Origin of the sequence: Pseudomonas sp. NPDC085632 (assembly GCF_044541255.1) — a bacterium.
Classification (GTDB): Bacteria; Pseudomonadota; Gammaproteobacteria; order Pseudomonadales; family Pseudomonadaceae; genus Aquipseudomonas.
Map to the genome: position 1 here is coordinate 44143 of NZ_JBITSX010000019.1, position 12295 is coordinate 56437.

The window sequence follows — 12295 nt, forward strand, 5'->3', positions numbered from 1 at the left end:
CTGACACGTGATGGGAATAATGAACACCCCAGAGCCTGCCTTGAAACACCCTGACAAGGCAAGCCCCGGGACGCTCGTTGCCCTTAGAACATTTCACCTTTCGCTGCTTTATCCAACAGCAGCGCAGGCGGCGCAAAACGCTCGCCATATTGCTCAGCCAGATACTGCGCGCGAGCGACGAAATCCTTCACGCCGTACTGGTTGATGAACTGCAACGCACCACCGGTCCATGGCGCAAACCCGATACCGAAGATTGAGCCGACATTGGCGTCCGCCGTCGAGGTCAACACGCCCTCCTCCACACAGCGCACGGTTTCGATGGCCTGCACGAACAACAGCCGATCACGCACGTCTTTGGGCGAAATCTGCCCGTCGGACTTCTCGAAGCGCGCCTTCAACTCGGGCCACAAATACTTCTGACCACCGGCCGGATAATCATAAAAACCGCCACCCGCCGCCTTGCCTGGGCGCTTGTATTCGTTGAGGAGCAAGTCAATCACGGCGAAGGCCGGGTGCTCAATCAGCGGTTTCCCTTCTGCCTGTAGGTCTTTGGCGGTTTGCTGGCGGATATGGCTCATCAGGCTGAGGGAAACTTCGTCGGAGATCGCCAGAGGCCCGACCGGCATCCCGGCCTTGCGCGCTTCGGTCTCGATCATCGGCGCACTCACGCCCTCGCCGAGCATGGCGATGCCTTCGTTGGTGAAGGTGCCGAACACACGTGAGGTGAAGAAGCCGCGACTGTCGTTGACCACGATCGGGGTTTTCTTGATTTGCAGGACGAAATCGAAACCGCGGGCGAGGGTTTCATCGCTGGTTTTTGCGCCTTTGATGATTTCCACCAGCGGCATTTTTTCTACCGGGCTGAAAAAATGCAGGCCGATGAATTTGCTTTGATCAGGCACGGCAGCCGCCAGCCCGGTGATCGGCAAAGTCGAAGTATTGGAAGCGATGACGGCTTCGGCACCAACAACCCGCTGGGCTGCAGCAGAGACCTTGGCCTTCAGATCGCGGTCTTCAAACACCGCCTCGATGATCAGATCGCAACCCGCGAGGTCGGCATCACTTTCGGACGGCTTGATCCGCGCCAACACCTCATCACGCGTCGAAGCATCCATCCGTCCGCGAGAGACTTTCTTGTCCAGCAACGCGGCAGAATGTGCTTTGCCTTTTTCGGCGGCAGCCAGATTTACGTCCTTGAGCACCACTTCAATACCCGCCGAAGCACTGACAAACGCAATCCCCGCGCCCATCATCCCTGCGCCAAGCACGCCGACCTTCTGCGTCTTGTAAGGCGCAAAGCCCTGCGGCCGCGAACCACCGGCGTTGATCTCATTAAGTTGAAACCAGAACGTGCCGATCAGGTTTTTCGAGATTTGGCCGGTGGTCAGTTCGGTGAAATAACGGGTTTCGATCAGATGCGCAGTGTCGAAATCAACCTGAGCGCCCTCGACTGCAGCGCAGAGGATTTTCTCCGGCGCCGGCATCGTCCCTTGGGTCTTGCTGCGCAGAATCGACGGCGCAATCGCCAGCATCTGCGCCACTTTCGGATTCGAAGGCGTGCCGCCCGGAATCTGATAGCCCTTCACATCCCAACGCTGCACCGCCGTCGGGTTGGCCACGATCCAGGCTCGTGCTTTGCCCAGCAACTCCTCGCGATCCGCTGCGAGTTCATCGATCAAACCCGCCTGCAATGCCTGTTGCGGACGCACCTTCTTGCCTTCAAGCAAATAAGGCAGCGCTTTCTCGATGCCGAGCATGCGCACCATGCGCACCACCCCGCCGCCACCCGGCAACAGGCCGAGAGTCACTTCCGGCAGACCGAGTTGCACCGATGCATCGTCCAGCGCCACGCGATGATGACAGGCGAGGCAGATTTCCCAACCGCCGCCCAACGCCGCGCCGTTGATCGCCGCGACCACCGGTTTGCCGAGGGTTTCCAGAGTGCGCAATTGCCCCTTGAGGGTCAGCACCATGTCGTAGAAGGCTTTGGCTTCTGGCTTGCCGACCTTGATCAACTCATTCAGGTCGCCGCCGGCAAAGAAGGTTTTCTTTGCCGAGGTAATGATCACCCCGGCAATGTGGTCTTTTTCCGCCACCAGCCGGGCGACGCACGCGGCCATGGCCTCGCGGTACACGGCATTCATGGTGTTGGCGCTCTGGCCCGGCATGTCGATGGTCAGCACGACGATAGCGTCCTGGCCTTTTTCGTAACGAATGGCTTCGCTCATAGCAAGGTTCCTTGAATTCGGGGCTCAGAGGCGTTCGATGATGGTGGCAATGCCCATGCCGCCGCCGACGCACAGCGTCGCCAGGCCATAGCGCAGGCGTCGCGCTTCCAGCTCATCGAGCAAGGTGCCGAGGATCGCGCAACCGGTCGCGCCCAGCGGGTGGCCCATGGCGATGGAGCCGCCGTTGACATTGACCTTGTCGGGGTCGACGGCCATGTCCTTGATGAACTTCAGCACCACCGACGCAAACGCTTCGTTGACCTCGAACAGGTCGATGTCCTCTACGCGCAACCCGGCCTTGGCCAGTGCCTTGCGCGTCGCCGGCGCAGGGCCGGTGAGCATGATGGTCGGGTCGGTGCTGGTAACCGCTGTGGCGACAATGCGCGCCCGAGGTTGCAAACCCAGCGTCCGCCCTTTGGCTTCGGAGCCGATCAGCATCAGCGCCGCACCGTCGACGATCCCGGAACTGTTACCCGGCGTGTGCACGTGATTGATCCGCTCGACATGGCTGTATACCCGCAATGCCGTGGCGTCGAAGCCCATCTGCCCGATCATTTCGAAACTCGGTTTGAGCTTGCCCAAGCCCTCAAGGGTCGATTCGGCGCGAATGAATTCATCGTGATCAAGCAGGATGATCCCGTTCTGATCCTGCACCGGCACCAGCGACTTGTTGAACGAGCCGTCAGCCCGCGCCCGTGCGGCTTTCTGCTGCGAGTACAGCGCGTAGGCATCGACGTCCTGACGGCTGAAGCCTTCAAGCGTGGCGATCAGGTCGGCACCGACGCCTTGCGGGGTGAAATGGCTGTGCAGGTTGGTCTGCGGGTCCAGCGCCCAGGCACCGCCATCGCTGCCCATCGGCACTCGGGACATCGACTCGACGCCGCCGACCACCACCAGATCTTCAAACCCGGAGCGCACTTTCATCGCGCCGAGGTTCACCGCTTCGAGCCCCGAGGCGCAGAAACGGTTGATCTGCACACCCGCGACGCTGACGTCCCAATCGGCCACTTGTACGGCGGTTTTGGCGATGTCCGAGCCTTGATCGCCAATCGGCGTCACGCAGCCGAGCACCACGTCGTCGACCTGGCTGGTGTCCAGCGCGGTGCGTGATTGCAGCGCGGCCAGCAAACCGGCAACCAGATTCACCGGTTTGACGCTGTGCAGGGCGCCATCGGTCTTGCCTTTGCCGCGTGGCGTGCGTAACGCATCGAATATCAAAGCTTGGGTCATGACGTCCTCGAACCTGTGCGGGGAGTGATTTCTTATGCCTCCACTCTTGGTCCGAGCGGTCATGTATTCAATGACCGCAGCGCTCAATGCACTTGACCCACACGCTCAGACGGACGGTCACCAGAGACCGGGTGAACCGGTTCAGGTCAGCGAGTTGTCTAGCCAGCGGGCGGCAAAGAAGCTGGCAATACGCCTCATGCCTTTTTAATCGCAAATCACAAAGTCTCCATATGAAATGGATCTAAGCCACGCGTGACGCGGGCCCTAAGGTAGTACATGTACGTCAGGGTCGTCGGGTTTTGCCGAGGCCGACGTTCTTCAACAGGAAGTGCAGCGCTTGCCGTCATGGATATGCAGGCAAGCATCAGGAAAAAACAATAAAGGCGGTCAAGCCATGTTCAAAAAACCGAAAGTTCGTCAAGCAGGGCTCATTCTTTTCGCCACGACGCTGTTGTTGATTTTGCCGAATCTGACCAAGGTCATCGGCTGAATCGAGCGGCAGGTGCTGTTTATCGCCACTGAAAATGTGACTGGCCCGCTACCCGGGCCAGCGTGGCTGTGCCAACCTTGGCGCACTCCCACGACATGGACGACGATCATTTGAAAGCGCTCATTGTGTTCGGGGTCATGCTGCTGAGCATGCCCTTGTCTGCCGCCCAGTTGGATCTGCAACTGGGCGCAAACAGCCGCACCTGGCAGACCGAGGATTTGCTCAAGCATCCTCAGGTGCAAAGCATCACCATCAAAAACGATGTGTCCTACAAGAAGGACATGACCTATCGCGCCGTGCCCGTGGCCGCGCTGCTGACCGGGATCAAACCGCAAGATCATCTGCAAGCGGTGGCACTGGACGGGTTCGCCGCCGAGCTGGCTGCAGCGCCACTGCTCAATATACAAGGTGCGCGGGCATGGCTGGCCATTGAGGACCCGGCGCAACCTTGGCCACCGCTATCGGAAGGCAAGCACAGCGCCGGGCCGTTTTATCTGGTGTGGACGGATCCGCAGGCGGGCAATATCAGTCCGGAGCAATGGCCGTTCGAAGTCGCTGGCATCAAGCGCATGGCGCCGGTGACCGAGCGCTTCCCTGCCCTGTTGCCAGACCCTGCGTTGAAGGCGGATGACCCGGTGAATCTGGGGTTTGCGCTGTTTCAGAAGAATTGCCTGGCGTGTCACCGGTTGAATGGTGCGGGGGATGCGCAGTTCGGGCCGGATCTGAATATTCCGTATAACCCGACCGAGTATTTCGGCGCGGACTTCTTGCAGCGCTACATTCGCGATCCGCAAAGCTTGCGTCAGTGGCCGCAGGCGAAGATGCCGGGGTTTTCGGAGGCGGTGTTGCCGAAGGGGGATCTGGACTTGCTGGTGGGTTATTTGAAACATATGGCTGGGCGCAAGGTTAAGCCCTGAGCCTTGGGGTGTTTTCACTGGCCTCTTCGATGGCAAGCCAGCTCCCACAGGGTATGCGCCGATTCTGAATCAGCGGCAATCCTGTGGGAGCTGGCTTGCCAGCGATAGCGGTATCCCGGATCTACTGTTGTTGGACGGAGATAACTGGCGTCGGCGAGACGAACACTTTCGCGTGCATCTGCTCGCATCCACCGCCCCGGCGCATGCCGCGCACCGGGCAGGCATCGAGATAATCCAGCCCCACCGCCAGTTTCAAATGTCGCTCCGGCCGCGCCAGTTCATTGGTCACGTCAAAGCTGTACCAGGCGTCATCCAGCCACGCTTCCGCCCAGGCATGACTGGCCAGATGTTCACAATCTTCGCTGTACAGATACCCCGACACGTAACGTGATGGAACGCCCAGACTGCGCGCGCAGGCGAGAAACGCGTGGGTGTGGTCCTGACAAACCCCGGCACGTCCGGCGAAGGCTTCAGCGGCGCTTGTGTCAACTTCGGTGGAGCCCGGCGTATAGGTCATGTGCTGATTCAAACCGTGCATCAAATCAATCAGCGCCGTGCGATCGCGCCGTTGCTTGCAGGACTTCTCGGCAAACGCGCGCAAGGCCTCGTCCGCCTCGGTCAACCGGGTAAAGCGCAGAAACGGCAGCGCCGACTGGCTCTCATGCTCGGCCTCGCGCAGCTCATCAATATCAACCTGACCTCGCGCACCGATGATGATCGCCTCGTGCGGTTCGTCCATGGTCAGCACATGCAGAATATTACCGAACGGATCGAGCTGCGCGCGCACCGGGCGCGGCAGATCGAGTTGCCAGCTCAACACGTGCTGACGCTCGCTGTCGTGGGGGGTCAGTCGCAGGTACTGGATGCTCGCCCGCACCTGATCTTCGTAGTGATAGGTGGTCTCGTGGCTAATGGACAGTCTCATGCAGCCTCCAGGTAGGAACTGTGAATGGCGTTACCCAACTGGCGCACCAGCGGGATGAATTCGGTGAGCCAGGCGTGCAGGCCTTCCTCGAGAATTTCGTTGATGCCGGTGTAGCGCAGGCGTGCATCCATTTCCGCCGCCAGACGTTGAGCCGGACGGCCATTGGCGCCGGGTAACTGCGCAAGAATCTGGTCGATCTCTTCGGTGCAGGCCCGCAGCGAGCGCGGCACATCGGCACGCAACAGCAGCAGCTCGGCGACATGCCGGGCGCCGGGCGCATCGCGGTAGATTTCGGTGTAGGCCTCGAACGAAGACAAGGCGCGCAGCAAGGCACTCCACTGGTAATAGGCATGGGCCGTACCGTCGCTGACCGCTTCGGCCTGATCGCCAGCCATTTCATAGCGGGCATCGAGCAACCGCAGCGTATTGTCCGCACGTTCGATGAAGGTCCCGAGACGAATGAAACGAAACGCATCGTTACGCATGATCGTGCCGTACGACGCACCACGGAACAGGTGCGAACGTTCCTTGATCCACTCGCAGAAACGGCTCATGCCATAGCGACTGAGACCCTGTTCGGCGATCCCGCGAATCTCCAGCCACGTCGCGTTGATGTTCTCCCACATGTCCGCCGTGATGCGTCCGCGAACCGCGTGCGCACTGGCCCGCGCTGCACCGAGGCAGCTGTAAATGCTCGCCGGATTGGCCGCATCGAGGGCGAAGAAGTGCAGCAGCCGTTCGGCATGCAACGCGCCGTGACGTTCCAGGTAATCGTCGAGGGTGCCGGTGATGAGCAGCGGCATGGCCAATTCGTGCAGACCGTCGCCGCGACCGTCCTGCGGCATCAGCGACAGCGAATAACTGATATCGAGCATCCGTGCGAGGTTTTCCGCCCGCTCCAGGTAACGCGACATCCAATACAGATCCGAGGCAGTTCTACTTAACATGGCAAGCTTCCTTCAATCCTCGACCACCCAGGTGTCCTTGGTTCCGCCGCCCTGGGAGGAATTCACCACCAGGGAGCCTTCGCGCAGTGCGACGCGAGTCAAACCGCCGGGCACCACGCGGGTTTCGCGACCGGACAAGACAAACGGACGCAAGTCGATATGGCGCGGTGCGATGCCGTTTTCGACAAAGGTCGGACAGGTCGACAGCGACAGCGTCGGCTGCGCGATGTACGCGTGGGGTTTGGCCTTGATGCGTTCACGGAAGGCATCGATCTCCGCCTTCGTCGACGCCGGTCCCACTAACATTCCGTAACCACCGGAGCCCTGGGTTTCCTTGACCACCAGATCTGGAAGATTGGCCAGCACATGGGAAAGTTCAGACGGGTTGCGGCACTGCCAGGTCGGCACGTTCTTCAGGATCGGCTCTTCGTCGAGGTAGAAACGGATCATGTCGGTGACAAACGGATACACCGATTTGTCGTCCGCCACCCCGGTGCCGATGGCGTTGGCCAGTACCACGTTGCCGGAGCGATAGGACGACAGCAGCCCCGGCACGCCGAGCATTGAGTCGGGGTTGAACGCCAACGGATCAAGGAACGCGTCGTCGAGGCGACGGTAGATCACGTCCACCGCTTTCGGGCCGTCAGTGGTGCGCATGAAGACCTTGTCGTCTCGCACGAACAGATCCGCGCCCTCGACCAGTTCCACGCCCATTTCCCGGGCCAGGAACGCGTGCTCGAAAAAGGCACTGTTAAAGCGCCCGGGCGTCAGCACCACTACGCTCGGATCATCAATCGCGCTGGAGCTTTTCAGGGTGTCGAGCAGCAGGTTCGGATAGTGATCGATCGGCGCGATACGTTGCGCGGCGAACAACTCCGGGAACAAACGCATCATCATCTTGCGGTCTTCGAGCATGTAGCTCACGCCGCTCGGTGTGCGCAGGTTGTCTTCGAGCACGTAATAGGTGCCGTCGCCATCGCGCACCAGATCGACGCCGGAGATGTGCGAATAGATATCGCGGTGCAGATCGAGGCCTTGCATCGCCAACTGATATTGCTCGTTGGCCAGCACCTGTTCGGCAGGAATGATCCCGGCGTTGATGATGCGCTGCTCGTGATAGAGGTCGGCGAGGAACATGTTCAGCGCTTTGACCCGCTGGATGCAGCCGCGCTCGACGACTCGCCACTCGCTGGCGGGAATGCTGCGCGGGATGGTGTCGAAAGGAATCAGGCGCTCGGTGCCCTGCTCGTCCCCATAGAGCGTGAAAGTGATCCCGGCGCGATGGAACAGCAAGTCAGCCTCGCGTCGCCGTTGAGCCAGCAGTTCGTCAGGCGTTTCGGCCAGCCAGCGGGCAAACTCCCGATAATGCGGGCGAACCTGGCCGCCGGCATCGTACATCTCATCAAAATAGGTGCGGATCATGCCGTACTCCTTGTCACCCGGACATACAGGCCTTCGCAAGGCCCGTGCCATCGGCATAAACGCTTTGATTTCAATCGGTTGGAAATACACGCCGCAGGCACCGCACCATTCCTGTGCGGCAATTGCCCCAACCGGATTGCCCCCGCTTCATTGCGACGCACCGCATCGCCTATCACCAGCATAGTCAGAGTTGATTTCACTGCCCGGCGCTGCTTGCGGATAATCCGTGCATTCGCTGCAAAACTTCCCCGCGCACAGCGCCGCGAAGTCGCCAGCTCAACTGACCTGGACTGCCCTCGCAGCCCGCCCCGCTGTAACCCTGACCGGTTTCCTCTCCTTATCGGTCTTCCCTTTTAGCCACCCTCTCCGGTGGCTTTTTTTTGCCTCGGTTTCTTGTTTCAGGGTTTTGCCACAGCGCCTTGCATACGCCGGAGACGACAACGGCCAACCCGAAGGTCAGCCGTTGCTCAACTGTTGATTCAAGAGATCAGTTCAAACGGTGACGGCTACGCACCTCCTGTTTCACACCCCAGCCTTCGATAATGCCGCCCAGCGGTTCGACCACAGCGGAAAAGCCCTGCTCGAAGTCGCCGATATCGTCATATGTCGCGTACATCACCTTGCTCAATTCCAACGCCCACGCACCGTCATCACGCACGCTGACCTGGGCATTGATGGATTCACCGCGAAATTTGCCTGCCGCCCTGCGCGCCCGCTCCTCGTCCGGGAAAATGGCGTAGAACTCGATGGGATGGAATCGGGAAAAATCGAAACCGCCTTCTTTCATGCGGCGCAGAACATTGCTGCTGATGTCTTCTTGATAGGCTGTGCTCATGAATCGTCCCCCTCGCATAGATGGATAGACTTTCCGTATTCCCGCCCCGGGCCTTTGGCCGAAGTACTACGGCAACGTGGTTGCACGCGGGAAACAAGCATGTAGCTGACAAGACCAGACCTTAGCGATCCGTTCGCTGATCTCGCTTGCAGAGTAGCCCCAAGTTAGAGCCGCTGCCAAGGCCTGGTGTGAAAGGTGACAGGAAGAGTGTCAGACGGGAGTAATGCTGCGGATTTCGATGCTGTTCTGGGTTTTCAGGCTTTTCACCCCGGCATCGGCGGTGCGCCCTTCCAGATCGTTCAGATCCAGTTCGGCGGCGACAGGAAGAAAGCGCTCCTTGATGAGTTTGGCCGCCCGCTCATGACTCGGGCACTCCTCGCACTCGAAGACTTCATTGATCGTTTCACCATGATCGTCCACGAAAGTGACTTTCCACTTTTGCATCGGTGCCTCCTCGATCAAACCCGCAAATGGGCTTACACCTATCTCGACTGTGTACGCCGAAAGTTGGTTCAAAAGGATTACAGCCGACGAAGATGAAAAAAACGACATCTGTCACTGTAGGAGCTGCCGCAGGCTGCGATCTTTTGGGACGCAGAGCGTCCCCGGCTGCGTTCCCACGCTTCGCGTGGGAACGATCAAAAACAAGATCAAAAGATCGCAGCCTGCGGCAGCGCCTGCAGGTTCAATATCAGTCGTTGCTTGGCTTGTTGATCGCCTGCAGCACGTACTGCGGCAACGCGAACGCGCCGATATGGATTTCCGGGTTGTAGTATCGCGTGACAATGCCGCTGCCGATGAAGCGCTGTTGCAGGGTTTCACGGCTGAGCTTGCGGTAGGCCGGGTTGGTCGAGCCCCAGGCGAAGGTCATCGAGCCACCGATGTAAGTCGGAACTGCGGCTTGATAGAAGTGCCAGTCCGGGAACAGGCTTTTCAGGCGGCCGGCGGTGGTTTTCACTTCGTCGATCTGCATGAACGGCGTGCCGTTCTGAGTGACGAGGATGCCGCCTTCGTTCAGGCAGCGGTGGCAAGCCTGGTAGAAGTTTTCCGAGAACAACACTTCGCCCGGGCCGATCGGGTCGGTGGAGTCAGAGATGATCACGTCGAATTTTTCCGTGGTGGTGGCGACGAAACGCATGCCGTCGTCGATCACCAGGTTCAGACGTGGATCGTCGTAGGCGCCACTGGAGTGGTTCGGCAGGAATTCTTTGCACATGTCGACCACGGTGCCGTCGATCTCGACCATGGTGATGTGCTCAACGCCCGCGTGCTTGCTCACTTCACGCAGCATTCCGCCGTCACCGCCACCGATGATCAGCACGCGCTTGGCGCTGCCGTGGGCGAGGATCGGCACGTGGGTGAGCATTTCGTGGTAGATGAATTCGTCGGCTTCGGTGGTCTGGATCACGCCGTCCAGCGCCATGACCCGGCCCATGCGCGGGTTCTGGAAAATCACCAGATGCTGGTGTTCGGTGCGCACTTCGTGCAGCAGTTTTTCCATGCGAAAACGCTGGCCGTAGCCTTCGTAGAGGGTTTCCAGGTACTCGCTGGTTTTGGTGACGGTCATGGTCAAGTGCTCCGATGAATGCGCGGGCGCCAATCGTGGGGACGATTGCCCGGGAAAGGCGCGCATTCTACGTTGCCGAAGATGACAGGTCGAACCTCACAACCACAATCTCTGTAGGAGCTGCCGAAGGCTGCGATCTTTTGATCTTGTTTTTACAATCAACATCAAAAGATCGCAGCCTTCGGCAGCTCCTACAGGGGTATCGCGGTGTTAGCTGATTCAGATCCGCACGTTGCCGCGTGGTCCGGCAATCGCCCAGATGATCAGGCCCAGTACAGGCAGGAGGATGATCAGCAACACCCAGACGATTTTCATTCCGGTGGTCGCGCCGCTTTTCAGCACATTGATGATGGCCCAGATGTCGAGGGCAAGGATGATCAGGCCAATCAGACCGTTGAACGTGGAACCCATGGTGTCGCTCCAGAATAGTGGCATGCACTTTTAGGATAGACGGTCGCGCGCAGGGTTCCCTTTTATTGCTCTCAGACGTGAACGGCGATCTTCAAGGCTTCGAGCGATGGCGCGGCGGCGATACCGACTTCGGCGCACAATTCCAGCACCCGAGGCACGTCATTGCCGAAGACCAGGACCATTTGCAGTTCGTCGTCGAGCAACTGGCTGAAGTTCATCAGCGTGTAACCGCCGTTTTCCTTGTTCATGCTGCTCATCTGCACCTGGATGCGATTGAGCGCAGTCAGCGCTTCGGTCTTGGCCAGTTGCTTGGGCTTGAGGTTGAAATCCACGCCCGGGCCGAACGAGGCGACGATCTGCGCAAACAGATCAACGTAGGTGTCGGCCTGAAACAGCACGGTTTCCGGCAGGCTGCCGACCACCACCCACTCGCCCAACGGAATCGGGAAAGTATCGTCGTAGTTGATGTCCGGATTGGCGGTCAGAAAGGCACCGGCATCGGCGTAGGCTTGCGCGGCTTCGTCGGCCACTTTCAGGATCTCGTCCTCGCCCATGCAGCCGGAGCTGATTTTGCTGATGAGTTCGACGAGTGCGGCTTTCATGAGGGCGGATCCTGTGGATTTGAATTTTGAGGGCGCGGAGGATAGCGCACAAAGCAAAAGATCGCAGCCTGCGGCAGCTCCTACAAGGGATCAGTGTAGGAGCTGCCGCAGGCTGCGATCTTTTGACCTTATCAGGCCTGGAGTTTTTCCAGTTGAGCGGTGGTATCGACCGCGCCCATGGTGCGCGCCGCTTCCAGCGCGGTCACGCCATTGGCATCCTTGGCTTGCGCATTGGCGCCTTTGCTGATCAGGTAATCAACGATCTCAACACGGTTGAACATCGCCGCCATCATCAAGGCAGTCCGGCCGTCAAACGACGAGCCTTCGATCTCGGCGCCCGCCTCGACCAACGCCTTGACCACCGCCAGATCGCCCTTGAACGCCGCACCCGCAATCGGGCTCTGGCCGTTGCCATTGCGCATTTCCGGGTCAGCCTTGTGTTTAAGCAGCACTTGCACCGCATCGACATGGCCGTAATAGCTGGCGAGCATCAGCAGCGTGTCGCCCTTGCTGTTCTTCAGGTTCACCGGCAAACCAGCGGTGACCAGGCGATCGAGCATCTCGGCATCACCGTCGCGCGCCTTGTTGAAAACCTGCTCGGTGAATTCGGCAGCTTCTTCAGGGGTCATCTGGCGGCTTTGGTCGGACATGGGGCAACTCCACTTTCGGTCTATCGGAAAGCCGACAGTTTCCCGAGCGAGACCGTGGCTGTCACCCCCTT

At 59.5% G+C, this 12295-nt stretch carries 13 protein-coding genes; 2 read left to right on the forward strand and 11 right to left on the reverse strand.

Annotation, left to right across the window (positions count from 1 at the left end; genetic code table 11):
- Window positions 1-83: 83 nt before the first annotated feature.
- On the reverse strand, window positions 84-2228 hold the full coding sequence (locus ACIF4X_RS14625; RefSeq protein WP_397482679.1) for a 3-hydroxyacyl-CoA dehydrogenase NAD-binding domain-containing protein: 2145 nt from the start codon (window positions 2226-2228) through the stop codon (window positions 84-86).
- A 24-nt stretch (window positions 2229-2252) separates the two neighbouring features.
- Entirely contained in the window at window positions 2253-3458 is a 1206-nt protein-coding gene (locus ACIF4X_RS14630; RefSeq protein WP_397482680.1) for an acetyl-CoA C-acetyltransferase, read from the reverse strand.
- A gap of 337 nt (window positions 3459-3795) precedes the next feature.
- On the opposite strand from ACIF4X_RS14630, the gene ACIF4X_RS14635 reads away from it, so the two are divergent.
- Together ACIF4X_RS14635 and ACIF4X_RS14640 are read left to right on the forward strand one after the other, a co-directional pair.
- Window positions 3796-3948: a hypothetical protein gene (locus ACIF4X_RS14635; protein WP_397482711.1), complete on the forward strand. Its 153-nt coding sequence runs from the start codon at window positions 3796-3798 to the stop codon at window positions 3946-3948.
- Between the two features lie 95 nt (window positions 3949-4043).
- Window positions 4044-4865, forward strand: coding sequence for a c-type cytochrome (locus tag ACIF4X_RS14640; RefSeq protein WP_397482710.1), 822 nt, complete (start codon window positions 4044-4046; stop codon window positions 4863-4865).
- A gap of 121 nt (window positions 4866-4986) precedes the next feature.
- On the opposite strand, the gene ACIF4X_RS14645 is transcribed toward ACIF4X_RS14640, so the two are convergent.
- The 9 genes from ACIF4X_RS14645 to ACIF4X_RS14685 all read right to left on the reverse strand — a co-directional run bounded on the left by ACIF4X_RS14645 (window position 4987) and on the right by ACIF4X_RS14685 (window position 12224).
- Window positions 4987-5790, reverse strand: a complete 804-nt coding sequence (locus ACIF4X_RS14645) for a transglutaminase N-terminal domain-containing protein (RefSeq protein ID WP_397482681.1) — start codon at window positions 5788-5790, stop codon at window positions 4987-4989.
- Entirely contained in the window at window positions 5787-6737 is a 951-nt protein-coding gene (locus ACIF4X_RS14650; RefSeq protein WP_007914063.1) for an alpha-E domain-containing protein, read from the reverse strand. Before ACIF4X_RS14650 ends, ACIF4X_RS14645 begins: the two co-directional genes overlap by 4 nt.
- A gap of 12 nt (window positions 6738-6749) precedes the next feature.
- Window positions 6750-8159, reverse strand: a complete 1410-nt coding sequence (locus ACIF4X_RS14655) for a circularly permuted type 2 ATP-grasp protein (protein WP_397482682.1) — start codon at window positions 8157-8159, stop codon at window positions 6750-6752.
- A gap of 487 nt (window positions 8160-8646) precedes the next feature.
- A complete protein-coding gene (locus ACIF4X_RS14660; protein WP_008080948.1) occupies window positions 8647-8994 on the reverse strand; it encodes a ribonuclease E inhibitor RraB in 348 nt (115 codons plus the stop codon).
- 210 nt (window positions 8995-9204) lie between these two features.
- Window positions 9205-9438, reverse strand: a complete 234-nt coding sequence (locus ACIF4X_RS14665; protein WP_397482683.1) for a hypothetical protein — start codon at window positions 9436-9438, stop codon at window positions 9205-9207.
- 247 nt (window positions 9439-9685) lie between these two features.
- On the reverse strand, window positions 9686-10561 hold the full coding sequence (speE, locus tag ACIF4X_RS14670; RefSeq protein ID WP_397482684.1) for a polyamine aminopropyltransferase: 876 nt from the start codon (window positions 10559-10561) through the stop codon (window positions 9686-9688).
- Between the two features lie 219 nt (window positions 10562-10780).
- On the reverse strand, window positions 10781-10972 hold the full coding sequence (locus tag ACIF4X_RS14675; protein WP_007914053.1) for a PLDc N-terminal domain-containing protein: 192 nt from the start codon (window positions 10970-10972) through the stop codon (window positions 10781-10783).
- 71 nt (window positions 10973-11043) lie between these two features.
- Window positions 11044-11574 (reverse strand): hypothetical protein, encoded by a 531-nt coding sequence (locus ACIF4X_RS14680; RefSeq protein WP_397482685.1) that lies wholly within the window; start codon window positions 11572-11574, stop codon window positions 11044-11046.
- Window positions 11575-11705: 131 nt separating this feature from the next.
- Entirely contained in the window at window positions 11706-12224 is a 519-nt protein-coding gene (locus tag ACIF4X_RS14685) for an ankyrin repeat domain-containing protein (protein ID WP_397482686.1), read from the reverse strand.
- Window positions 12225-12295 lie beyond the last annotated feature (71 nt).

Excerpts from the sequence above, each read along its gene's own strand:
- ACIF4X_RS14660 (WP_008080948.1), bottom strand. The coding sequence starts at position 8,994 with ATGAGCACAGCCTATCAAGAAGACATCAGCAGCAATGTTCTGCGCCGC.
- ACIF4X_RS14685 (WP_397482686.1), bottom strand. The coding sequence starts at position 12,224 with ATGTCCGACCAAAGCCGCCAGATGACCCCTGAAGAAGCTGCCGAATTC.
- ACIF4X_RS14665 (WP_397482683.1), bottom strand. The coding sequence starts at position 9,438 with ATGCAAAAGTGGAAAGTCACTTTCGTGGACGATCATGGTGAAACGATC.
- speE (WP_397482684.1), bottom strand. The coding sequence starts at position 10,561 with ATGACCGTCACCAAAACCAGCGAGTACCTGGAAACCCTCTACGAAGGC.
- ACIF4X_RS14630 (WP_397482680.1), bottom strand. The coding sequence starts at position 3,458 with ATGACCCAAGCTTTGATATTCGATGCGTTACGCACGCCACGCGGCAAA.
- ACIF4X_RS14650 (WP_007914063.1), bottom strand. The coding sequence starts at position 6,737 with ATGTTAAGTAGAACTGCCTCGGATCTGTATTGGATGTCGCGTTACCTG.
- ACIF4X_RS14625 (WP_397482679.1), bottom strand. The coding sequence starts at position 2,228 with ATGAGCGAAGCCATTCGTTACGAAAAAGGCCAGGACGCTATCGTCGTG.
- ACIF4X_RS14675 (WP_007914053.1), bottom strand. The coding sequence starts at position 10,972 with ATGGGTTCCACGTTCAACGGTCTGATTGGCCTGATCATCCTTGCCCTC.
- ACIF4X_RS14645 (WP_397482681.1), bottom strand. The coding sequence starts at position 5,790 with ATGAGACTGTCCATTAGCCACGAGACCACCTATCACTACGAAGATCAG.
- ACIF4X_RS14680 (WP_397482685.1), bottom strand. The coding sequence starts at position 11,574 with ATGAAAGCCGCACTCGTCGAACTCATCAGCAAAATCAGCTCCGGCTGC.
- ACIF4X_RS14640 (WP_397482710.1), top strand. The coding sequence starts at position 4,044 with ATGGACGACGATCATTTGAAAGCGCTCATTGTGTTCGGGGTCATGCTG.
- ACIF4X_RS14655 (WP_397482682.1), bottom strand. The coding sequence starts at position 8,159 with ATGATCCGCACCTATTTTGATGAGATGTACGATGCCGGCGGCCAGGTT.